This is a genomic window from Allobosea sp. FG18 (genome assembly GCF_057809495.1).
The window spans coordinates 97,741-119,751 of record NZ_JBMDKB010000014.1 but is presented as its reverse complement, the minus strand read 5'-3'; the positions used below and the strand labels follow the sequence as shown (position 1 = coordinate 119,751).

The window sequence follows — 22,011 nt, the reverse complement described above, 5'->3', positions numbered from 1 at the left end:
TAATAGACCCCAAACGGCGGCAAATCCATGGAGCCGAAGATCGCTCTCCCGCTTCTCATCGAAACAGCGTTAACATGGCGGCTGTCACCGAATGTCACGCTGTTGTCATTGCGGTGCAACAATGATATTGCAGTGCACAATGATCTAGGGATGGATCGCCACACGACAGGAGGATTCGATGAACGGCAAGCTGCCTTATGAAGTGCCCACAGAAATGCGCGAGTTCGCCGAGCGCAGCGTCGAGCAGGCCCGCAAGGCGTTCGACGGATTCATGGGCGCTGCCCATAAGGCTGTCGACAATGCCCATGGTTCGGCCGAGAGCGCCCGCGCCAACACTCAGGACGCGACCCGCAAGGCCATCGCCTATGCCGAGAACAATGTCGCGGCCGCGTTCGATTTCGCCCAGAAGCTGGTGAAGTCGAAGGACCTGACCGAGGTGATGCAGCATCAGTCCGACTTCCTGAAGTCGCAGGTCGCCGCGCTCCAGGATCAGCTCAAGGACCTCGGCACCGCCGCGCAGGATGCCGCGACCAAGGCCGCCGAGACCGTCAGCAAGGCGACCAAGGGTCGCTGAAGCCTGACCGATCTGGCGCGCCCCGGGGGCGCCACATCATAGTTCGGCCGGGCCACGGAGCCCGGCCTTCGCTGTTTGCCGCCGAAGGAGAGCTGTCATGGTCAAGCCTGCTCCGACCCGGACCAAGTCCAAGGTTCCGGTCAGCCTGTCCCCGGTCAAGGCGCTGACGCCCGCGCCCGCCGCGATGCCGCCATCCGCCGTGGAACCCGAGAAGCCGAAGGCCCCCGCGCAGCCCGTTGCTGCCGCTCCTGCCAAGCCGGCGCCTGTCAAGATTGCGGCCTCTGCGCCGTCGCCGACTCCCGCCGCGGCAGCCGAGCCGGCTCCCGTCAGCAAGCCCGCCCTCGCGAGCGCTCCGAAAAAGGCGGCGCCGGTCAAGGTCCGGGTCGAGAAGCCCGCGACCAAGGTCGCCGGGCCGAGGCTGGCCGCGAAGGCCGCCAAGCCTGTTGTCGCGGTGTCCGGGCCGGTGATCGCCGAAACGAAGCCGGCGCTGGCCAAGCCTGCCGTATCCGAATCGGCTCCCGCCAAGGCCGCCGTCGCCAAGCCGGAGCCTGTTCGGCCCGCGCCGGTCGCCCCGGTTGCGAAGCCGGCGGAGCCCGCGCCCGCGCCGGCCGCCAAGGCGCCGCCGCCGCAGCCCGCGTCCCTCGATTCGCTGCCTCTGCCGCGCCCGCCCGAGGCCGCTGCCGTCGTCACGGCGACGGCAATGAGCCAGGCGCTCACCATGGCGCGCGCCTTCGGTGCCCTGCAGGCCCGCATGCTCGATCATGCCTGTGCCGAGCTGGAGGCGACACTCGGCGATGCGCAGTCGCTCGCGCGCACCCAGAGCGCCTCGGAGGCGATCGCCTTGCAGGCCAAGGCGGTGCGCCGCAGCTACGAGTCCTATGCCGAGCACCTGAAGGAGCTGGCGCGCACCGCCAACGCGGCCCTGCGCAAGGACTGATCGAGCGACCGGATTCGGCGCGTGCGAAGGCCGCGCCGAAATTCCGCAGCCGGAGTTGAATTACGCGGTTGCAAAAGCGGAGAGTCGGCACTAGGGTCCGCGCCGCTGACGACCCCCGCCACGGCGGCCGGTCGCGAAGCCCTCGGTACGGGCAGCCATAGCTCAGTTGGTTAGAGCGCTAGATTGTGGATCTAGAGGTCCCCCGTTCAAGCCGGGGTGGCTGTACCATTCCTTTCCCGGACATCGTCGGACATCTCCGCCCCCTTCCGGGTTGCCGGCTCAGTGCCGCTCCCCTTGAAGCGACCTCTGCGCTTCGCCATATCTTGTTCAAGCGGGAGGGTTCGCCTCTCGCCTGCGGGATGCTGCCCGGCGGCGGGTCCCGATGATTGTGAGGCGCCTTTCGAGGGCCTGGAGTGATGACGCGTCCACCTAGCCTGTCCCATCCGTTCCTGCTCGGCTTCGACGATATCGAGCGCGCGCTCGATCGCGTCGCCAAGGGCGCGAGCGAGGGTTATCCGCCCTACAATATCGAGCGGCTGCCCCGGACGGAGGATGAGCCCGACCGCCTGCGCATCACGCTGGCCGTCGCGGGCTTCGCGCGGGAGCAGCTCGAGATCACGCTGGAAGAGAGCCAGCTGACGATCCGGGGGCGCCAGAGCGACGACAAGAATCGCCAGTTCCTGCATCGCGGCATCGCCGCTCGTCAGTTCCAGCGGAGCTTCCTGCTGGCCGACGGCATGCAGGTCCTCGGCGCCGATCTGTCGAACGGCCTGCTCGCGATTGATCTCATCAGGCCGGAACCGGAACGGCTCATCCGGCGTATCGATATCATGAGCCGCGAGTAGAGGACGGACACCGTCCAGCTTTGAAGGATGCGCCAGCGGTTTTCGCATCTGTTCATAATTGAAGGCGCAGTATCAGAACCGCATTCGCACTGCTCTGAAGGAGGGCGCGATGAAACAGGACAGGAATCTCATCCAGACCAGCCCGCTGACCCCTGCGGAATTCGCCGCGCTCGGCGCCGGCGAGGTCGCTTACATCAAGTCGATGAGCTCGGACGAGCTAATGCGGATTTTCCCGCAGGCTCCCAAGATCGAGTCCGGCTTGCAGCTCTTCACCCTGCTCTCGGCCGACGGCGCGCCGATCCTCGTCACGGATTCGCGCGAGGCCGCCACGGCCAATGCCTGGGAGCATGATCTGAGGATGGTCAGCGTCCACTGACGCTGGCCAGCCCGATCCTCAGGGCGCGGTCGCGATTCCGGCGACCGCCGATTGCAGCCTCACGATATCGTCCGGCGTGGACAGGCGGTGATCGCCGTCCTTGATCAGCGTCAGCACGACCGGATCGCCGCTGAGATGCTCGACGAGCTTCAGCGCCTGGCGCCAGGGCACGTCGGGGTCGCGCATCCCTTGCAGGATATGCACGGGGCAGCCGGCCTTGATCTCGCCACCGAAGAGCAGGTGCCGGCGCCCGTCCTCGATCAGAGCGCGGGTGATCGGCGTCGGCTCGGGCGAATATTCCGAAGGCCGCAGCCAGACGCCCTGTTCGAGGATCGTCCGACGGATCGAATCGGGCATCTGCGCCCACATCAGGTCTTCGGAGAAATCCACGGCCGGCGCGATCAGGACGAGCCCGGCCGGCTGCAACGGCGTGCCGAAGAGGCGGCGTGCAGCTAGCAGAGCGATCCAGCCGCCCATCGAGGACCCCACCAGGATCGGGCGCTGGCGGCACCGGCTTTCGATCGTCGCAACCGCGTCGCCGAGCCAGTCCGACAGGGTGAAGTTGCCGAAGTCGCCATCGCTCTCGCCATGGCCGCCATAGTCGAAGCGCAGGCAGGTCCGGCCTGCGTCGCGCGCCCAATCGGCCAGCGCCTCGGCCTTGGTCGCGCGCATGTCGGAACGGAAGCCGCCGAGCCAGACGACCGGCGCGCCGGTTCCCTCCTGCAAGAGATAGGCGAGGCGGCGCTTTGAAGGGCCTTCTCCGACCTCGAGCCATTGCGGCGGCTGGCGCTCCAAGGCAAATCTCCTGTGGCGAATCATCCGGCCGCGCCGATTAGAGGCTGCGGCAGTCAACCGATGGGGGCATATTCGCCCCTGTTAACGAAATTCCAGACCGAGAGCGAATGTCCTTCAAGCCGGGTGCCCATCTTTCTCTGCCTTCGACCGAAACGCATCCGCTGGCGGGGCGGACGATCCTGCAGATCATCCCCGAGCTGGAAGCCGGCGGAGCCGAACGCACTGCCGTCGACATCGCCAAGGGGCTGACCGATGCCGGCGCCCGCGCGCTGGTCGCCACCGAGGGCGGGCGCCTCGTCGCCGAATTGCAGGCCAAGGGCGGGGTCTGGCTGCCGTTTCCGGCCGCCTCCAAGAACCCGGTCGCGATGCTCTTCAACATCCGCAAGCTCGCGCGGCTCTGCAAGCAGGAGGGGGTGGAGCTGATCCATGCCCGCTCGCGCGCCCCGGCCTGGGTCGCGCTCGGCGCGGCGCGGCTGCTGAAGCTGCCTTTCGTCACCACCTATCACGGCTCCTATAACAGCCGCTCTGCGGTGAAGACGCTCTATAACTCGGTGATGGCGCGCGGCGATGTCGTCATCGCCAATTCCCACTACACGGCGGGCCTGATCCAGGCGAAGCATCCGGTGGCGGGTGACCGGGTCAGGGTCGTGAATCGCGGCACCAATTTCTCGGCCTTCGCGCCTGCGGCGGTCGGTGCCGAGCGGGTGCAGGCCCTGCGCAAGGCCTGGGGCGTCGAGCCTCACCAGCGCATCGTGCTGCTGCCCGGCCGTCTGACCAACTGGAAGGGCCAGCGCGTGCTGATCGAGGCGGCGCGCATCATGCGCGACGGCGGCGATACCGACACGGCCTTCATCCTCGCCGGCGATGCGCAGGGCAGGGACGGCTATGTCCGGGAACTCGATGCGCTGATCGCCAAGGCCGGGCTGGAAGGCCGCGTGAAGCGCGTCGGCCACTGCACCGACATGCCGGCGGCGATGCTCTCGGCAGCCGTCGTCGCCGTGCCCTCGACCGATCCGGAAGCCTTCGGTCGCGTCGCGGTCGAAGCGCAGGCGATGGGCACGCCCGTCGTGGTCTCGGATCTCGGTGCCGTGCCCGAGACGGTGCTGGCGCCGCCGCAGACCGCGCCGAGCGAGCGCACCGGTTGGCATGTGCCTCCGGGCGATGCCGCGGCTCTTGCGGCCGGATTGAACGAGGCGCTGGCTTTGCGCCCTTCCGCCCGCGATGCGCTGGCGCGGCGGGCGCGGGTCCATGTCGAGCGGCATTTCTCGCTCGAAGCGATGGTCGCGGAAACCCTCGACGTCTATTGCGCGTTGCTGGAGCGCTGACCGGCTTCTGCGGTGGGAGATGCCCGCCATCGCGGTGTCATGCATTGACATCGCCCGTCTTTGTGCAATGTGTCTGCAACAACGGCGCGAAGCGCGCCAAGTACAGGAGAATACCCCCATTCGTCGTCCCTACCGCGCTGCCCCGACCCCGACCAAGGAAGGTCCCCGCTCGAACCGCGATATCCGCGGAGTTCGCGAGGTTCAGCTCATCGACGATACCGGCGCCAACCGTGGCGTGGTCTCGTTCTTCGATGCGTTGAAGCTTGCCGAGGATGCCGGCCTCGACCTCGTCGAGATCGCCCCGAACTCTGTTCCGCCGGTCTGCAAGATCCTCGATTATGGTCGCTTCCGCTTTCTCGAGCAGAAGAAGGCCTCGGAGGCGCGCAAGAAGCAGCGCACCATCGAGATCAAGGAAATCAAGCTGCGTCCCGGCATCGACAAGCACGACTACGACGTGAAGATGAAGGCCATGCACGGCTTCTTCGAGGAAGGCGACAAGGTGAAGGTCACCCTGCGCTTCCGCGGCCGCGAGATGGCGCATCAGGATCTCGGCGTGAAGGTGCTGGAGCGCGTCAAGGTCGATACCGCCGAGATTGCCAAGGTCGAGAGCGACTGGCAGCTCGAAGGCCGCCAGATGGTGATGGTGCTCGCGCCGCGCTGAGGCGCGCGTCATCCACGATCGCTTACGGATCGAGAAAAAGGGCGCCGCTGGCGCCCTTTTTCATTTCGCTTTTTTCAGCAGCCCGTCGAGCATCGCGTCGAAGGCATCGGTCGCGCCTTTGAGCGCGGCTTCCGGGTCGGGCGCATGGGCGATCCACTGTGCTGCATGCTGGGTCGCACCGAAGATCAGTGTCGCCACCGCTTCGGGATCGAGCGGTGCCAGAACGCCCTCGGCTACGAGTGCGTCGAGGCCTTGGGCCATCATGCGGATGCAGTCGTTCTGGATCGGCCAGCTCCAGGGATCGCCGAGTACGGCCGGGCCGTCGCGCAACATGATGCGTTGCATTTCCGGTTCCAGCGCCATCGCGAGATAGGCGGCGCATTCGTCGCGGAAGCCGGTCCAGCGATCCCCGGCCCTGGCCGAGACGGCGCGCAACCGCACCGTCATCTCCGCGTCGATCTGGTCGATCACGGCGGCGAATAGCCCCTTCTTGTCGCCGAAATGGTGATAGAGCGCGCCGCGCGTCAGCCCTGCTGCAGCGGTCATCTCGTCCATCGAGGCCGCCGCATAGCCTACCGTGCCGAAGGCCGCGCGCGCGGCGGCGATCAGGCTGGCGCGGGTCTCTGCGATCATGTCGGCACGAAGTCTGCGGGCCATCATATCCTCATCACATACGCCCCGTATGTTAATTGACATACGAGGTGTATGCAATTACGCATTCGCTTACATACGCGGCGTATGTCCGCACTGCACGGTCTGAATCATGCCTAACCCCTATCGCGAAATCTTCCAGGTGCCTGGCGCCTTCGCCTTTTCCTCGGCCGGCTTCATTGCCCGCCTGCCGGCCTCGATGGTCGGGCTCGGCATCGTCACCATGTTGTCGGAGCGGCGCGGGGAATATGCGATCGCGGGCGCCGTCGCCGCGACCTTCGCGCTCGCGAGCGCGCTGATCACCCCGCAGGTCTCGCGCCTCGTCGATCGTTATGGCCAGCGCCGGGTGCTGATGCCGACCGCGGCCGCCGGAGCGCTCGCGCTCGGCGGCTTGATGGTCGCGACCTGGACGGGCGCGCCGAGCTGGCTGCTCTTCGTCTTCGCGCTGCTGGCCGGCCTGATGCCGAGCATCGGCGCGATGGTCAGGGCGCGCTGGACCGAGTTCTATCGCGACACCCCGCAATTGCGTACGGCCTTCGCCTTCGAATCGGTGGTCGACGAGGTCATTTTCATCATCGGGCCGATCGTCGCGATCGGGCTGAGCGTCGGGCTGTTTCCCGAGGCCGGGCCGCTTGCCGCCCTGATCTTCCTCGTCGTCGGTGTGCCCTTGCTCTGCGCGCAGCGGCGCACCGAGCCGCCCGTTCGTGCGCATGTCGCCGGCACGGACACTTCGGTCATCCGCGTCGGCGGCGTCCAGACCGTCGTCCTCGTCATGATCGCGATCGGTGCGATCTTCGGCACGGCCGAGATCACCGCCGTCGCTTTCGCGGAGGCGCAGGGGCAGAAGGCGGCGGCGAGCCTGCCTCTCGCCGTCTATGCGACGGGTTCGCTCATCGTTGGCCTCGTCTTTGGCACGATGAGGCTCAAGGCTTCGCTCGCCATGCAGTTCCTCGCCGCGATCGCGCTGGCGGCGGCGACCACCTTGCCGCTGCTGGCGGTAACCGGGCTCTACTCGCTGGCGCTGGTCTTCTTCATGGCGGGCGCGGCGGTTTCGCCGACCATCATCATCGCCATGGGCCTGGTCGAGCGTCTGGTGCCGCCGCGCCAGCTCACCGAGGGCATGACCTGGGCCATCACCGGCATCAATATCGGCATGGCGGCCGGCGCCTCGGCCGCCGGCATCCTGATCGACATCCATGGCGCCCATAGCGGCTTCTGGGTCTCGGTCGGGGCGGGCGTCGCCGCGCTGCTGGTCGTGCTCATCGGTTACAGCCGCCTGCTCGGCGCGCGGGCGGAGACCCTGGTCTGCGAAGCCGCCTGAGGATAAGAGCGGGGCACCTTGCGCGGCATTGCCGGCTTCGCACTTGCAAAAGCCGCTGATTTCTGCGATAGGCCCGGCCTTCGATCGCCCGGCTGATAAGGGCTGCCGTGGCGATCGTGCTTTGCTTCCTGAAAGCAAGACATTGGCAACGCGTTCAAAAGACGCGCAGCCACGACCATTGAGGAGCTCAAATGCCCAAGATCAAGACCAAATCGGCCGCCAAAAAGCGGTTCAAGATCACCGGAACCGGCAAGGTGCTCTACGCCCAGGCCGGCAAGCGTCACGGGATGATCAAGCGGACCAACAAGCAGATCCGCAATCACCGCGGCACCACGACCCTCTTCGAGGGCGATGCTGCCAACGTGAAGAAGTTCTTCCTTCCCAACGGCTGACGCCACCTGACATTCCGGAGATCATGACATGGCTCGCGTGAAACGGGGCGTTACCGCCCACGCCAAGCACAAGAAGACGTTCAAGGCCGCCAAGGGCTTCTATGGCCGCCGCAAGAATACGATCCGCGCCGCCAAGGCGGCCGTCGATCGCTCGATGCAGTACGCCTATCGCGACCGCAAGAACAAGAAGCGCACGTTCCGCGCGCTCTGGATTCAGCGTCTCAACGCTGCGGTGCGCGAGCACGGCCTGACCTATTCGGTCTTCATCGGCGGCCTGATCAAGTCGGGCATCGAGCTGGACCGCAAGACCCTGTCGGCCATGGCCATCGACGACGCAGCCTCGTTCGCTGCCGTGGTCGAGACGGTCAAGGGCGTGCTGGGCGCCGAGGCCAAGGCTGCCTGAGCAGTCTTGCAGTGCTGAATTGGAAAAGGCCGGCGGTGACGCTGGCCTTTTTCTTTGGGTTGCTCCTCCGTCATGCTCGCCCTTGTGGCGAGCATCCACGTCTTGAGCACGAGCTTCGACCAGCGAAGACGTGGATGGTCGGGGCAAGCCCGACCATGACGATGCGATGGGTGCCCTACGTCTGTACGCTGCCGTTCTTCGGCTGGTTCCAGCCGTCGCCGGCGCCTTCGGCGATCCGGTCGTAAGCCTCCTCCGGCGAATCCGCGTAAGCGAACAGCTTCAGGTCGTCGGGCCGGATGAAGCCGGCCTCGGCCATCCGCTCGAGATTGAGCAGGCCCTTCCAGTAGCCGGAATCGTAGAGCACGATCGGTACCGGCCCCATCTTGCCGGTCTGGACCAGCGTCATGATCTCGAAGAGTTCGTCGAGCGTGCCGAAGCCGCCGGGGAAGACGACCAGTGCCGAGGCGCGCATCGCCAGATGCATCTTCCGCATCGCGAAATAGTGGAACAGGAAGGTCAGGTCCGGGGTCGACCAGGCATTCGGCTCCTGCTCGTGCGGCAGGGTGATATTGAAGCCGATCGAGATCGCGCCGGCTTCCGTCGCGCCGCGATTGGCCGCTTCCATGATGCCCGGCCCACCGCCCGTGGCGATGACGTGATGGCGCCCGGCCTCGCCATCGCGCAGCGCGCCCCCGCGCTCCGAGGCGATGCGGCCGAAGGTGCGGGCGGCCTCGTACCAGGGATTGCCCTCGCGCACCCGGGCCGAGCCGAAGACGACGATGGTCGAGACGACGCCGCGGGCCCTCAGGCTGTCCTCTGCCTTCTGGTATTCCAGCATGAAGCGCGCGCCGCGCATCGAATCGCCGAGGATGAAATCCGGGTCGAGCGCGGCCATCCGGTAAGAGGGCGATTCCTTCTGGGCGGTGTTGTCGGGCAAGGCATCCTCCTGTCTCGTCGCTTCGCTCTGGCATATGCCGGCCGTTCCCGCTAGAACGCGCCCGTTCCCACGCCTTCAAACGCTTGCGACTGAATTCATGACCGATATCGCCACCCTGGAACGCGACGTCCTCGCCGCGATCGATTCTGCCGCCGATGAAGCCGCCATCGAGGATGTGCGCATCGGCGCCCTCGGCAAGTCCGGCTCGATCTCGGGCCTGCTCAAGACCTTGGGCGGAATGACGCCGGACGAGCGCAAGGAGAAGGGGCCGCAGATCAACGGCCTGCGCGATCGGGTTCAGAGCGCGATTGCGGCCCGCAAGGAAGCGCTCGGCGAAGCCGCTCTCGAAGCCCGGCTCGCCTCCGAGCGCGTCGACGTGTCGCTGCCGGTGCAGGACGGCCCGGAGGCGCGCGGCCGCATCCACCCGATCAGCCAGGTCATCGACGAGATCACCGCGATCTTCGGCGATATGGGCTTCGCGATTGCCGAAGGTCCGGATGTCGAGACCGACGACCTCAACTTCACCAAGCTGAACTTCCCGGTCGGCCACCCCGCCCGCGAGATGCACGACACCTTCTTCTTCGCGCCTGACGAGAACGGCGAGCGCAAGCTGCTGCGCACCCACACCTCGCCGGTCCAGGTCCGCACGATGCTGGCGCAGCAGCCGCCGATCCGCGTGATCTGCCCGGGCCGGACCTATCGCAACGATTCCGACCAGACCCACACCCCGATGTTCCATCAGGTCGAGGGGCTCGTCATCGACAAGTCGGCCAATCTCGGCCACCTCAAGTGGATCCTGGAAGAGTTCTGCAAGTCGTTCTTCGAGATCGACGACGTGAAGATGCGCTTCCGCCCGTCCTTCTTCCCCTTCACCGAGCCCTCGATGGAGGTCGACATCCAGTGCTCGCGCAAGGGCGGCGAAATCCGCTTCGGCGAGGGCGACGACTGGCTGGAAATCCTCGGCTGCGGCATGGTCCACCCGAACGTGCTGAAGAATTGCGGGCTCGACCCGGAGGTCTATCAGGGCTTCGCCTGGGGCATGGGCATCGACCGCATCGCCATGCTGAAATACGGCATGCCGGACCTGCGCCCGTTCTTCGAGGCCGATGTGCGCTGGCTCGCGCATTACGGCTTCCGCCCGCTCGACCTGCCGACGCTGACGGGCGGCCTCTCCTCATGACGGCATCGACCGGGCAGGGGAGGGCGCGATGACGCCTGCGGGCTGGGCGGTGGCGATCGCCGTGCTGCTGGTCGTGATGAACCTGGTCAGCCAGGCCATCGCGCTCTGGCGGCTGCGCCGGCCCCTGCAGCGCTCGGCCTTGCTCGACGAATTGCCGCCGGTCACGATCGTCCGCCCGGTGCGCGGCATCGAGGCCTTCAGCCGCGAGACGGCGGTCTCGGGGCTGGAGCTCGACTATCCCCGCTACAGCACGATCTTCTGCGTCGCCGATGCCCATGACCCGATCATCCCGCTGATCGAGGAATTGGTCGGCATCTACGGCGCCGAGAAGGTTCGCCTGATCGTCGGCGACGTGCCGGTCAGCGCCAATCCCAAGCTCAACAACTGCGTGCGCGGCTGGGAGGCGGCTCCGACCGACTGGGTCATCCTCGCCGATTCCAACGTGCTGATGCCCAAGGATTACATTCAGCGCATGCTGGCCGCCTGGCAGCCCACGACCGGCCTCGTCTGCTCGACGCCGGCCGGCTCCCGGCCTCTGTGCATTGGCGCCGAAGTCGAATGCGCCTTCCTCAACGCCTTCCAGGCGCGCTGGCAATATGTCGGCGAGGCGCTGGGCCTCGGCTTCGCGCAGGGCAAGTCGATGCTCTGGAACAAGCCCTTCCTCGACGCCAATGGCGGCATCGCCGCGCTCGGTGCCGAGATCGCCGAGGATGCGGCCTCGACCAAGCTGGTGCGCAATACCGGCCGGCAGGTCCATCTCGTCGGCCAGCCCTTCGAGCAGCCGCTTGGCCGGCGCCGACTGAGGGACGTCGTGCAGCGCCAGTTCCGCTGGGCGCGTCTGCGGCGCGTGACCTTCCTGCCCTTCTTCGCGCTGGAGATCCTCTCCACGCCTTTCCTTGCCGCCGTGCTCGCTGCTTTCGGCGCCTCCGCGCTGGGGTTGTCGGTCTGGCTCGCGCCGCTCCTCGTCCTGCTCGTCTGGTATGTCGGCGATATCGTGCTGTCCGCCAGCGTCGGCTGGTTCCTGAACTGGCGTACGCCGCTCGCCATGCTGGCACGCGACATCGCCTTCCCCGGCATCTGGGCCTATGCCTTCGTCGGCGGCGAGGTGAGCTGGCGCGGCAATGCCATGAAGATCCGCACGGACGGCGCCAACAAGCTCAACGATGCGCGGCCGGCGGCGTCGGCACAGGCGGGGCACGATGGACGCTGACCTCGTCGCCTCCCTGCCCGAGCGCTATCGCGGCTGCCCGAGCTTTTCCTTCGGCGACAGCCCGGAACTCGCGAACGAACTCGCGGCGCTGGTCATCAGCGGCCGCAAGATCGCGACGGTGAACACGCTCGGGGCGCCCGATTGCCCCAAGCTCAACGAGCTCTGGATCGTGCTCGATGGCGCCGGGCGGCCGATCTGCGTCATAGAGACGATCGAGCTCATCCCGCGACGCTTCGACGAAGTTGACGAGGCCTTCGCCTTCGACGAAGGGGAGGGCGACCGCTCACTGGCCTTCTGGCGGGAGGCCCACGAATCCTATTTCCGGCGCATCGGTGTCTTCAGCCCCGACATGCCCTTGCTTTGCGAACGCTTCCGTCTGGTGGAAGTGCTCGCCCCGATGGACGCAGACGCATGAAGTTCACGATCTCCTGGCTCAAAGAGCATCTCGACACCGACGCCTCCGTTGCGGAGATCGCCGAGACCCTGACCCGCGTCGGCCTTGAGGTCGAGGCGATCGAGGATCGCGCCGCTGCGCTGTCGGCCTTCACCATCGCCTATGTCATCGAGGCGAAGCAGCACCCGAATGCCGATCGCCTGCGCGTCTGCATGGTCGATACCGGCGCGGGCGAGCCCGTGCAGGTCGTCTGCGGCGCGCCGAACGCCCGCACCGGCATGAAGGGCGTGTTCTCGCCGCCGGGCAGCTACATCCCCGGCAAGAAGGTCACGCTCGGCAAGGGCGTGATCCGCGGCATCGAATCGAACGGCATGCTGGTCTCGGAAGCCGAGCTCGAATTGTCCGACGATCATGACGGCATCATCGAACTGCCGGCGGATGCTCCGGTCGGCCAGCCCTACGCCCTTTATGCCGGGCTCGACGACGCCGTGATCGAGATCGCGGTGACGCCGAACCGGGCCGATGCGCTCGGCGTTGCCGGTATCGCCCGCGACCTCGCCGCCGCCGGCATCGGCAAGCTCAAATCGAAGGCCATCCAGCCGATCCCTGGCTCCTTCCCGTGCCCGGTCAAGGTCACGCTCGACTTCGCTGGCGAGGACAAGAAGCTCTGCCCGGCCTTCGCGCTGCGCCTCGTGCGCGGCGTCAGGAACGGCCCCTCGCCGGACTGGCTGCAGGCGCGCCTGCGCGCTGTCGGCCTGCGTCCGATCAACGCGCTGGTCGACATCACCAATTTCATGACGCTCGACCGCAACCGGCCGCTGCACGTCTTCGACGCCGCCAAGGTGAAGGGCAATCTCACCGTCCGCCGCGCCAAGGCTGGCGAGACGATCCTCGCCCTCGACGGCAAGACCTATACGCTGACCGACGAGCAGGTCGTGATCGCCGACGAGCACGGCGTTGAATCGCTCGCCGGCATCATGGGCGGCGAGGCCTCGGGCTCAAGCGAGACCACCACCGATGTGCTGATCGAGAGCGCGCTCTGGGACCCGCTGAACGTCGCCCGCTCGGGCCGCGCGCTCGGCATCAATTCGGATGCGCGCTATCGCTTCGAGCGCGGCGTCGATCCCGATTTCGCCCGGCCGGGCCTGGATCTCGCGACCGCCATGGTGATCGAACTCTGCGGCGGCGAAGCCTCCGAGATGGAATTCGTCGGCGAGTTACCCGGCAGCCCGGCCGTGATCGATTTCCCCTGGTCCGAGGTCAAGCGCCTGACCGGGCTCGACCTGCCGCAGGTGGAGATGCAGGCGGCTCTCACCTCGCTCGGCTTCCAGGTCTCTGGCCCGGGTGACCGAGTGAAGGTGGCGCCGCCGTCCTGGCGCGCCGATGTCGGCGGCAAGGCCGATCTTGTCGAGGAGATCGTCCGCATCGCCGGGCTCGACCGCGTCGCCTCGACGCCGCTGCCCCGCATCAAGGGCGAGGTCGTCAAGCCGGTGCTCACCGTGCTGCAGAAGCGCACCCGCACCGCCAAGCGCACGCTCGCCGCGCGCGGCCTCGTCGAGGCCGTGACCTGGTCCTTCATCTCGCATGATCAGGCCAAGCTCTTCGGCGGCGGTTCGCCGAAGCTGGCGCTTGCCAACCCGATCGCCGCCGATCTCTCGGATATGCGCCCCTCGCTGCTGCCGGGGCTGATCCGCGCCGCGCAGAGCAACGCCGATCGCGGCTTCCCGGATGTCGCGCTGTTCGAGGTCGGCCAGGTCTTCAAGAGCGACGAGCCGGAAGGCCAGCTCATCGCCGCGACCGGCCTGCGCCGCGGCACCGCTCGCCTCGACGGCACCGGCCGCCACTGGGATGGCGGCGCAAAACCCGTCGACCTGTTCGACGCCAAGGCGGATGTGCTCGGCCTGCTCTCTGGGCTCGGCATTCCGACCGGCGGTCTCCAGATCGTCGCGGGTGGCCCGGCCTGGGCCCATCCCGGCCGCTCGGCCACGCTCCAGTTCGGCCCCAAGGGCGTGATCGGCGCCTTCGGCGAGGTTCATCCCAAGATCCTCAAGGCGCTCGACGTGAAGGGGCCGCTGGTCGCCTTCGAGATCCATCTCGACGCGCTGCCGCTGCCCAAGGCCAAGCCGACCAAGGTCAAGCCGAAGCTCGTGCTCTCCGACTTCCAGCCGGTGACGCGCGATTTCGCCTTCATCGTCGACAAGGCGGTGGCGGCCGGCGACATGGTCAAGACGGCGCAGGGCGCCGACCGCGCGCTGATCGCCAATGTCGGCGTCTTCGACCTCTATGAAGGCGCGGGCGTCGAGGCCGGCAAGAAGTCGGTCGCGCTGGCGGTGACGCTGCAGCCGACCGAGAAGACGCTGACCGAGGCCGAGATCGAGGCCGTCGGCAGCAAGATCGTCGCCGAGATCGGCAAGCGCTACGGCGCGACCCTGCGCGGCTGACGGCGCGCGCGCCTCGACCTACCCCCTCTCCCCTTGCGGGAGAGGGTTGGGGTGAGGGGTCTCGCGGCGCTTGCCGTCATTACTGCGTGACCCCTCATCCGTCAGCGCTTCGCGCTGCCACCTTCTCCCGCAAGGGGAGAAGGGAAGGCCCCTCACCATTTATCGATATTATGTAATAATCCGTGCGCGAAATCCCTAAGCTATCGGGGTATGCGCTGACGCATTCTTGCATTCCTGCGGTTCTATGTTTCTCACCGAACGTCCCGTCACGGACAATCTGTTCCCCGGTTTTCGTCTGCTCGACGTCGCGACGTCGGGCCCGCGGATTCGCGCGCGGATCGGCGGTGAGGGGCCGCCACTCCTGCTGCTGCACGGCTATCCGCAGACGCATGTGATGTGGCGCCGGATCGCCCCGCTGCTCGCGCCGCACTTCACCCTGATCTGCCCGGACCTGCGCGGCTACGGCGATTCCGACAAGCCGCCGAGCGACGCCGGGCACGCGCCTTACGCGAAGCGCGCGATGGCGCAGGACATGGCCGAGGTGATGAGCGTGCTGGGGCACGAGCGCTTCTTCGTCGGCTCGCATGATCGCGGCGCCCGCGTCGCGCATCGTCTGGCGCTCGACCATGGCGAGCGCGTCCTGAAGCTCGCCACCCTCGACATCGCGCCGACGCGCGAGATGTATCGCGACACGACCGACGCCTTCGCCCGCGCCTACTGGCACTGGTTCTTCCTGATCCAGCCGGCGCCGATGCCGGAGCGCATGATCGAGAGCGATCCGGATTTCTACTGGACGAGCCGGCGCGCCTCCGACATGCGCCTGTTCGAGCCGGAGGCACTTGCCGAATACCTGCGCTGCTTCCGCGATCCCGCCATGATCCATGCCAGCTGCGAGGATTATCGCGCCGCCGCGACGATCGACATCGCCCATGACGAGGCCGATGGCGGCCGGAAGCTCGCCTGCCCGCTGCTGGCGCTCTGGGGCGAGCGCGGCGTCATCGGCAAGTGCTTCGACCCTCTGGCCTTGTGGCGCGAGCGTGCGCAGGATGTGCGCGGCCGGGCTCTGCCCGGCGGACATTATCTGGCGGAGGAGGTCCCCGATCTCGTCGCCGCCGAGTTCAGGGCTTTCTTCGGAGAAACCGCATGACCGGGACCAACCGCGTTTACCGCATCGCCGTGATCGCCGGTGACGGCATCGGCAAGGAAGTCATGCCCGAGGGCCTGCGCGTGCTGGAGGCCGCCTCGAAGAAATACGGCTTCGAGCTGCGCCTCGACTCGTTCGATTTCTCCTCCTGCGACTACTACGCCAAGCACGGCAAGATGCTGCCGGGCGACTGGAAAGAGAAGATCGGCGGCCATGACGCGATCTATTTCGGCGCCGTCGGCATGCCCCAGCAGGTGCCGGACCATATCTCGCTCTGGGGTTCGCTGCTGCTGTTCCGGCGCGAGTTCGACCAATACGTCAACCTGCGCCCCGTCCGCCTGATGCCGGGCGTGCCCGGCCCGCTCGTGGGTCGCAAGCCCGGCGATATCGACTTCTTCGTCGTGCGCGAGAACACTGAGGGCGAGTATTCCTCGGTCGGCGGGCGCATGTATGCCGGCACCGAGCGTGAGATCGTCATCCAGGAAACGGTGATGAGCCGCGTCGGCGTCGACCGCGTGCTGAAATACGCCTTCGATCTGGCGCAGCGCCGCCCGCGCAAGAAGCTGACCTCCGCCACCAAGTCGAACGGCATCTCGATCACCATGCCCTACTGGGACGAACGGGTGAAGGAGATGGCGAAGAGCTATCCGGGCGTCGCCGTCGACCAGTACCATATCGACATCCTGACCGCGCATTTCGTGCTCAATCCGGACCGTTTCGACGTCGTCGTCGCCTCCAACCTGTTCGGCGACATCCTTTCCGATCTCGGCCCGGCCTGCACGGGCACGATCGGCATCGCGCCCTCCGGCAACATCAACCCGACCGGCGACCATCCCTCGCTGTTCGAGCCGGTTCACGGTTCGGCGCCGGATATCGCCGGGCAGGGCATCGCCAATCCCGTCGGCATGATCTGGTCCGGCGCGATGATGCTCGACCATCTCGGCGAGCACGAGGCCGCGAAGGGCATCGAGGCCGCGATCGAGCGCGCGCTCGGCGACGCCCGGACCCGCACGCGCGATCTCGGTGGCTCGCTCGGCACGGAAGCAGCCGGCAAGGCCGTCGAGCAGGCGCTTTAGGACGGTCGGCTGGGCGTCATGCGCAATACGTATTCAAAGGTTTGATGATCATGGATTTGTCGTCGGTTTCGATCGTCGACCCGCTTGTCTGGGGCAAGCTGGCCGAGATCATCCTGCTCAACATCGTGCTCTCGGGTGACAACGCCGTCGTCATCGCGCTGGCTTGCCGGGCGCTGGCACCGGCGCAGCGCACCAAGGGCATCGCGCTCGGCGCCGGTGTCGCGGTCGTGCTGCGTGTGCTCTTCACCGTGCTGATCGCCTCGCTCCTGAACACGCCCCTCCTGCGCATCGTCGGCGCGGGCCTTCTGATCTGGATCGCGGTCAAGTTGATCGTCGAGGACGAGGGCCAGGACGAGGATTCGATCACCGCCAGCAGCAAGCTCTGGAAGGCGGTGCAGACCGTCGCGATCGCCGACATCGTCATGAGCCTCGACAACGTGCTGGCCATCGCCGCCGTTGCCAAGGATTCAATTCCACTGCTGATCGCCGGTCTCGTCATCTCGATCCCGCTGATCGTGCTCGGCGCCTCGCTGATCACCAGCTTGCTGACTCGCTTCCCGGTCCTGGTCTGGGCCGGCGCCGCGCTGCTGGGCTGGGTCGCGGGCGAGATGTTCGAGAGCGATCCCTGGCTGATCGCCCGCTTCGGCGAAGAACTGCTGCACAAGTTCGAATACCCGGCCGCGATCCTGGGCGCGTTGCTCGTGCTCGGCCTCGGCTACCTCATCAAATCACGCCGGCCCGATCCGGCTCTCTGACAAACTGCAAAGGGACAACCTGACCTATGGATTTCGCATCTTCCGCCTTCTGGACTTCGCTGCTCCAGATCATCTGGATCGATCTGCTGCTTTCGGGCGACAACGCGGTCGTGATCGCGCTCGCCGTGCGCTCGCTGCCGGAGAAGCAGCGCAAGGTCGGCATCTGGCTCGGCGCCGCTGCGGCGGTGGGCTTGCGCATCATCTTCGCGGTGGTTGTCAGCTACCTCCTGAACATCCCGTTCCTGAAGGTCGTCGGCGCGCTGCTCCTGTTCTGGATCGCCATCAAGCTCGCCAAGGGTGAGGAAGAGGCGCATGGCGAGGTCGCAGCCAGCGACAATCTCTGGAAGGCGGTACGCACCATCGCCATCGCCGACGCGGTGATGAGCCTCGACAACGTGCTCGCGATCGCTGCCGCGGCGCGTGGCCATTTCGAGCTGTTCGTGTTCGGCCTGCTGCTGACGATCCCGCTCATCATCTTCGGCGCCCGCATGCTCTCGACCATTCTCGAACGCTTCCCGATCTTGATCTGGCTCGGTGCGGCCCTGCTCGGCTGGATCGCCGGCGAGATGCTGCTCAGCGACATGGCGGTGATGCAGTGGCTTCAGGTGCACATGCCGAATTGGGTCCAGACCGTGCCGGTCTCCGACACCAACCCGGCCGGTCTCCTGCCTGCGAAGGTGCCGTTCTATACGGCGGCGGTGCTCGGTGCGGCTTTCGTCTGCATCGTCGGCTACGCCCTCAAGAAGAAGCCGATCGATCAGCTGGGCTGATGCGTTCAGCCTGACGGGTCACGACAATTGCGGCGGCCATGATCTCATGGCCGCCGTTTTTCATGGCGCGCAGAGCGCCGGCGATGTCGGCAGGTGCGGAGGCGTCGGTCACCCGAAAGGCTGTCTCCGACAGGAGCGATACCGCGAAACTCTCCGGCGCCCTGCGAAAGCCCGATCCCAGCGCCTTCACATAGGCTTCCTTCGCAGCCCAGAGGCGGGCGAAGTTCCGGGCTTGTTGGGCAGCGCCCGCTGCTGCGAGGGCGCTGCGCTCATCGGGATGCAACAGGTCGAGCGGCGGCGCGGTCCGCTCGTCGACCTGCTCCACGTCGACCCCCAGCGGCTGGCATGCCAGGCCGACGGCGACGACGCCGGCCCGCGTCGCCAGCGAGAGATGGAGACCGGTCTCTCGGGGGAGATCGAGAAACGGACGTCCGGCCGCGTCGTGCGCGATGGCGACATCGCCCTCGCGGCAGCCGAGCTGGCGCGCCAGGATCGACCGCGCCATCCCACGTCTGAGCGCCGAGCGCTCCGTCAGGTTGTGCGGATTGGCATCCGTCCGGACGAGCCAGATCGCGGGAAGGGCAGGGGCGATGGCGTCGGCATCGTCGAACCAGTGCATCGCCCATCTGTAATGCTCCTGCCGAAGGCTGTCGCGCCCTGCGCGGAATTCATGCAGGCGCACCGTTCGCGCGCGTTGACCTTCGCGCGGGCTTTCCCGCTTTTGGAAGGATCATGTCAGACGACCCGAACACGCCACCGGTTAGCCCGGAAGCGCCGATCACCGCTGCGGGTATGATGCTCGGACTGCGCAAGGTCTCCGTGCTGATGCCGGGTATCGTCGTCTTCGCCGTCGCCTTCGGCGCGGCCGCGTCGGCCAAGGGACTGTCCTTCTTCCAGACCATGCTGATGAGCGGCTTCGTCTATGCGGGCGTCGCCCAGCTCGTCTCGCTGGAACTCTGGCGCCCCGAATGGAGCTGGGGCGCCATTGCCGGCATCGCCGTGGTCACCGCGACCGTCAATGCGCGTATGGTGCTGCAGGGCGCCTCGCTGCAGCCTTGGTTCGCGAAATATCCGAAGACGCTCAACGCCTTCCATCTGTTCTTCTTCACCGATGCCAACTGGCTGATCGGCACGCGCTACCGGGCCGAGGGCGGGCGCGATCTCGGCGTGCTGGTCGGCGCGGGGCTCGCGCTCTGGCTGGTCTGGGTGATCGCGACCGGCGGCGGCTATATGCTCGGCGCGCTGGTGAGCGATCCGCGCCGTTACGGCATCGACCTGGTCATGCCGATCTTCTTCGCCGCGATGATCGTGCCGCTCTGGCGCGGTCGGCGCGGCATGGTGCCATGGGTCGTCGCCGGCCTCGTCGCGCTGGTCACGGCGCGTCTCGTCGACGGCTATGCCTTCATCATCGTCGGCTCGCTCGCCGGCGCGGTCACGGGGGCGTTCAGCGATGACACTGCCTGATCCCGGCGCCTGGGGCGCGATCATCGCCATCACAGCGATGGCGGCCGCGACCTATCTCTGCCGCATCTCCGGCGTGGCGCTGATGAGCATCATCCCGCTGACCCCGCATGTCCGGCGCGGGCTTGCGGCGCTGCCCGGCTCGATCGTGGTGGCGACGGTGCTGCCCCTGATCGAGCGATTGGGTTGGGCTGCGGCGGTCGCGCTGCTGGCCGCCGTCGGCACCATGATCCTGCGGCGCAGCGAATTGCTGGCGCTGCTGGTCGGCATGGCGGCGATCTCGGGCCTGCGCGCGCTGGGCTACTGATCCATCACGCGGGCCGATTGCTTCCATCACATCACGTCATCCCGATATGCATTGCCGCATGTTGACGGCGAGCGGTGGGGGGAGGACGGTGCGGCTGAGTTAAATCGCCTACAATGGAGCGCCGTCATGGCATGGTATTCTCAGACGTGGACCTGGTTCGATGGCGCCTGGCATGAGGGCAACCCCGGCATCGTCGGTCCGCGCAGCCATGTGCTCTGGCAGAGCTCCTCGGTCTTCGACGGCGGCCGCTATTTCGACGGCGTCGCGCCCGATATCGACCTGCATGCCGCCCGCGTGAATCGCTCGGCCACGGCGCTCGGCCTGAAGCCGACCGTCGAGGCGGATTTCATCGTCGGGAAGATGTTCGAGGGCGTCAAGAAATTCGCTCCCGGCACGGCGATTTACGTCAAGCCGATGTACTGGGGCGAGGCGGACGGCCCGTCCACCATCATGCCCGATCCCGAATCGACCCAGTTCGCGCTCTGCCTGTTCGAGGCGGCGATGCCGCAGCCGACCGCCGGCTTCTCGGTGACCAAGGGCGCCTTCCGCCGCCCGAGCTACGAGACCGCCCCGACGGACGCCAAGGCCGGCTGCCTCTACCCGAACAATGCCCGCGTGCTGAAGGTGGCCAAGGCCGCCGGCTTCGACAACGCGCTGGTGCTCGACATGCAAGGCAATGTCGCGGAGACCGCGACCTCGAATATCTTCCTTGCCAAGGACGGCGTCGTGAAGACCCCCGTTCCGAACGGCACCTTCCTGAACGGCATCACCCGCCAGCGCGTCATCAAGCTGATGCGCGAGAGCGGCATTCCGGTCGAGGAATGCAGCCTGCGTTACGAGGATTTCGAGCAGGCCGACGAGATCTTCATGTCCGGCAACTATTCCAAGTGCATGCCGGTGACCCGCATCGACAACCGCACGCTCCAGCCCGGCCCGCTCTTCCGCCGCGCCCGCGAGCTCTACATGGACTACGCTCACAGCAAGCCGAAGGCGGCCTGAGCCGAAAGGCCTGATCCATGGCGCGCCTCGCTACGCGATTGACCGAACGCCTCGGCATCGCCCATCCCATCCTGTCGGCGCCGATGGCGCTGGCAGGCGGCGGGGCACTCGCCGCTGCGGTCACCCGTGCCGGCGGCCTCGGCCTCATCGGTGGGGGCTATGGCGACGCCGGTTGGATCGAGCAGCAGTTCGCGGCAGCCGGCAATACCCAGGTCGGCTGCGGCTTCATCACCTGGTCGATGGCCAAGAAACCGGAGCTTCTGACGCAGGCTCTGGCCCACAAGCCGGCCGCGCTGATGCTCTCCTTCGGCGACCCGCGCCCCTTCGCCACCGAGATCGCGGCGGCGGGCGTGCCCTTGATCTGCCAGTGCCAGACGCTTGCCCATGTCCGGGACGCCATCGCGGCGGGCGCGACCATCATCGTCGCGCAAGGCTCCGAGGCAGGCGGGCATGGTGCCAGGCGCGCGACGCTGCCCTTCGTGCCCGAGGCGGTCGACCTGATCGCCCGCGAAAGCCCCGATACCCTGCTCATTGCCGCTGGCGGCATCGCCGATGGCCGTGGGCTTGCCGCAGCCCTGATGCTCGGTGCCGATGGCGTGCTGGCCGGTACGCGCTTCTGGGCGAGCCGTGAGGCGATGGTCCACGAGCGCCATCACGCGGTGGCCGTCGCCGCGACCGGCGACCAGACCGTGCGCTCCTCGCTGCCCGATATCGCCCGCCAGCTCGACTGGCCGAAGCCCTTCGATATCCGCGTCTCGGACAATGCCTTCATCGCGAAATGGGCCGGGCGCGACGCCGCTCTGAAGGACGCCATCGCAGCCGAGGGGCCGGCCTATCGCGAAGCTTTCATGGCCGGCGATCCCGACAAGGCCGCCGTCATCTTCGGCGAGGCCGCCGGCTTGATCACGGATATTCCCGGCGCTGGCGAGATCGTCGAGCGCATGGTTGCCGAAGCCGTGGCCCTGCTCGGCGGAGCAGGGGGCTTCGTCGCCTGATCGTCCCTTGGGAACTGCCCTTTGTCATTCCGGGTTCGCCCTTCGGGCGCCCCGGAATGACA

General features: G+C 67.0%; 25 protein-coding genes and 1 tRNA gene. 22 read left to right on the top strand and 4 right to left on the bottom strand.

Annotation, left to right across the window (positions count from 1 at the left end; all coding sequences use genetic code 11):
* The first annotated feature begins 178 nt into the window (after nt 1-178).
* The 5 genes from ACODTJ_RS16595 to ACODTJ_RS16575 all read left to right on the top strand — a co-directional run bounded on the left by ACODTJ_RS16595 (nt 179) and on the right by ACODTJ_RS16575 (nt 2,732).
* Nucleotides 179-574, top strand: coding sequence for a phasin (locus tag ACODTJ_RS16595; RefSeq protein ID WP_454657851.1), 396 nt, complete (start codon nt 179-181; stop codon nt 572-574).
* A 97-nt stretch (nt 575-671) separates the two neighbouring features.
* Entirely contained in the window at nt 672-1,511 is an 840-nt protein-coding gene (locus ACODTJ_RS16590; protein WP_454657850.1) for a phasin family protein, read from the top strand.
* A 151-nt stretch (nt 1,512-1,662) separates the two neighbouring features.
* A tRNA-His gene (locus tag ACODTJ_RS16585) sits at nt 1,663-1,739 on the top strand.
* Nucleotides 1,740-1,927: 188 nt separating this feature from the next.
* A complete protein-coding gene (locus ACODTJ_RS16580; protein WP_454657849.1) occupies nt 1,928-2,356 on the top strand; it encodes an Hsp20 family protein in 429 nt (142 codons plus the stop codon).
* A 109-nt stretch (nt 2,357-2,465) separates the two neighbouring features.
* Entirely contained in the window at nt 2,466-2,732 is a 267-nt protein-coding gene (locus ACODTJ_RS16575; protein WP_454657848.1) for a BQ00720 family protein, read from the top strand.
* An 18-nt stretch (nt 2,733-2,750) separates the two neighbouring features.
* Here the strand turns inward: ACODTJ_RS16575 and ACODTJ_RS16570 are convergent, their stop codons facing one another.
* Nucleotides 2,751-3,527 carry an alpha/beta hydrolase gene (locus ACODTJ_RS16570; RefSeq protein ID WP_454657847.1) on the bottom strand — a complete coding sequence of 259 codons (777 nt, stop codon included), beginning with the start codon at nt 3,525-3,527 and terminating at the stop codon, nt 2,751-2,753.
* 107 nt (nt 3,528-3,634) lie between these two features.
* On the opposite strand from ACODTJ_RS16570, the gene ACODTJ_RS16565 reads away from it, so the two are divergent.
* Nucleotides 3,635-4,852, top strand: coding sequence for a glycosyltransferase family 4 protein (locus ACODTJ_RS16565; RefSeq protein WP_454657846.1), 1,218 nt, complete (start codon nt 3,635-3,637; stop codon nt 4,850-4,852).
* Between the two features lie 67 nt (nt 4,853-4,919).
* A complete protein-coding gene (infC, locus tag ACODTJ_RS16560) occupies nt 4,920-5,513 on the top strand; it encodes a translation initiation factor IF-3 (protein ID WP_257732516.1) in 594 nt (197 codons plus the stop codon).
* 60 nt (nt 5,514-5,573) lie between these two features.
* On the opposite strand, the gene ACODTJ_RS16555 is transcribed toward infC, so the two are convergent.
* The gene (locus ACODTJ_RS16555) at nt 5,574-6,170 is read right to left on the bottom strand and encodes a TetR/AcrR family transcriptional regulator (protein WP_454657845.1); all 597 of its coding nucleotides are present in this window, start codon (nt 6,168-6,170) and stop codon (nt 5,574-5,576) included.
* A gap of 106 nt (nt 6,171-6,276) precedes the next feature.
* On the opposite strand from ACODTJ_RS16555, the gene ACODTJ_RS16550 reads away from it, so the two are divergent.
* From ACODTJ_RS16550 to rplT, 3 genes are all read left to right on the top strand, one after another.
* Nucleotides 6,277-7,485 (top strand): MFS transporter, encoded by a 1,209-nt coding sequence (locus tag ACODTJ_RS16550; protein ID WP_454657844.1) that lies wholly within the window; start codon nt 6,277-6,279, stop codon nt 7,483-7,485.
* A gap of 191 nt (nt 7,486-7,676) precedes the next feature.
* Nucleotides 7,677-7,877, top strand: a complete 201-nt coding sequence (gene rpmI, locus ACODTJ_RS16545; protein ID WP_047575639.1) for a 50S ribosomal protein L35 — start codon at nt 7,677-7,679, stop codon at nt 7,875-7,877.
* 28 nt (nt 7,878-7,905) lie between these two features.
* A complete protein-coding gene (gene rplT, locus ACODTJ_RS16540; protein WP_454657843.1) occupies nt 7,906-8,280 on the top strand; it encodes a 50S ribosomal protein L20 in 375 nt (124 codons plus the stop codon).
* A 175-nt stretch (nt 8,281-8,455) separates the two neighbouring features.
* On the opposite strand, the gene ACODTJ_RS16535 is transcribed toward rplT, so the two are convergent.
* The gene (locus tag ACODTJ_RS16535) at nt 8,456-9,175 is read right to left on the bottom strand and encodes an LOG family protein (protein ID WP_454659026.1); all 720 of its coding nucleotides are present in this window, start codon (nt 9,173-9,175) and stop codon (nt 8,456-8,458) included.
* 139 nt (nt 9,176-9,314) lie between these two features.
* Between ACODTJ_RS16535 and pheS the strand changes: the two genes are divergently transcribed.
* The 8 genes from pheS (at nt 9,315) to ACODTJ_RS16495 (ending at nt 18,187) form a co-directional block, all read left to right on the top strand.
* Complete coding sequence (gene pheS / locus ACODTJ_RS16530) at nt 9,315-10,397, top strand: phenylalanine--tRNA ligase subunit alpha (RefSeq protein WP_454657842.1); 1,083 nt, start codon at nt 9,315-9,317, stop codon at nt 10,395-10,397.
* A gap of 28 nt (nt 10,398-10,425) precedes the next feature.
* Nucleotides 10,426-11,607 (top strand): ceramide glucosyltransferase, encoded by a 1,182-nt coding sequence (locus ACODTJ_RS16525; protein WP_454657841.1) that lies wholly within the window; start codon nt 10,426-10,428, stop codon nt 11,605-11,607.
* Nucleotides 11,597-12,022 (top strand): ASCH domain-containing protein, encoded by a 426-nt coding sequence (locus ACODTJ_RS16520; RefSeq protein ID WP_454657840.1) that lies wholly within the window; start codon nt 11,597-11,599, stop codon nt 12,020-12,022. Before ACODTJ_RS16525 ends, ACODTJ_RS16520 begins: the two co-directional genes overlap by 11 nt.
* On the top strand, nt 12,019-14,442 hold the full coding sequence (gene pheT / locus ACODTJ_RS16515) for a phenylalanine--tRNA ligase subunit beta (protein WP_454657839.1): 2,424 nt from the start codon (nt 12,019-12,021) through the stop codon (nt 14,440-14,442). The genes ACODTJ_RS16520 and pheT overlap by 4 nt, the downstream gene beginning before the upstream one ends.
* 244 nt (nt 14,443-14,686) lie before the next feature.
* Nucleotides 14,687-15,589, top strand: coding sequence for an alpha/beta fold hydrolase (locus tag ACODTJ_RS16510; RefSeq protein ID WP_454657838.1), 903 nt, complete (start codon nt 14,687-14,689; stop codon nt 15,587-15,589).
* A complete protein-coding gene (locus ACODTJ_RS16505; RefSeq protein WP_488849459.1) occupies nt 15,586-16,662 on the top strand; it encodes a tartrate dehydrogenase in 1,077 nt (358 codons plus the stop codon). The genes ACODTJ_RS16510 and ACODTJ_RS16505 overlap by 4 nt, the downstream gene beginning before the upstream one ends.
* Nucleotides 16,663-16,712: 50 nt before the next feature.
* Entirely contained in the window at nt 16,713-17,417 is a 705-nt protein-coding gene (locus ACODTJ_RS16500; protein WP_454657836.1) for a TerC family protein, read from the top strand.
* A gap of 26 nt (nt 17,418-17,443) precedes the next feature.
* The gene (locus ACODTJ_RS16495; RefSeq protein WP_454657835.1) at nt 17,444-18,187 is read left to right on the top strand and encodes a TerC family protein; all 744 of its coding nucleotides are present in this window, start codon (nt 17,444-17,446) and stop codon (nt 18,185-18,187) included.
* Here ACODTJ_RS16495 and ACODTJ_RS16490 read toward each other — a convergent pair.
* Nucleotides 18,156-18,692, bottom strand: a complete 537-nt coding sequence (locus ACODTJ_RS16490; RefSeq protein ID WP_488849456.1) for a 4'-phosphopantetheinyl transferase family protein — start codon at nt 18,690-18,692, stop codon at nt 18,156-18,158. The two genes, ACODTJ_RS16495 and ACODTJ_RS16490, sit on opposite strands and share 32 nt — an antisense overlap.
* 227 nt (nt 18,693-18,919) lie before the next feature.
* Here ACODTJ_RS16490 and ACODTJ_RS16485 point away from each other — a divergent pair, with 227 nt between their 5' ends.
* The 4 genes from ACODTJ_RS16485 (at nt 18,920) to ACODTJ_RS16470 (ending at nt 21,949) form a co-directional block, all read left to right on the top strand.
* Nucleotides 18,920-19,651, top strand: a complete 732-nt coding sequence (locus ACODTJ_RS16485; protein ID WP_454657833.1) for an AzlC family ABC transporter permease — start codon at nt 18,920-18,922, stop codon at nt 19,649-19,651.
* Nucleotides 19,638-19,955, top strand: coding sequence for an AzlD family protein (locus ACODTJ_RS16480; protein ID WP_454657832.1), 318 nt, complete (start codon nt 19,638-19,640; stop codon nt 19,953-19,955). The genes ACODTJ_RS16485 and ACODTJ_RS16480 overlap by 14 nt, the downstream gene beginning before the upstream one ends.
* Nucleotides 19,956-20,081: 126 nt before the next feature.
* Complete coding sequence (locus tag ACODTJ_RS16475) at nt 20,082-20,954, top strand: branched-chain amino acid aminotransferase (protein WP_291652406.1); 873 nt, start codon at nt 20,082-20,084, stop codon at nt 20,952-20,954.
* A 17-nt stretch (nt 20,955-20,971) separates the two neighbouring features.
* The gene (locus ACODTJ_RS16470) at nt 20,972-21,949 is read left to right on the top strand and encodes an NAD(P)H-dependent flavin oxidoreductase (RefSeq protein ID WP_454657831.1); all 978 of its coding nucleotides are present in this window, start codon (nt 20,972-20,974) and stop codon (nt 21,947-21,949) included.
* The last annotated feature ends 62 nt before the right edge of the window (nt 21,950-22,011 follow it).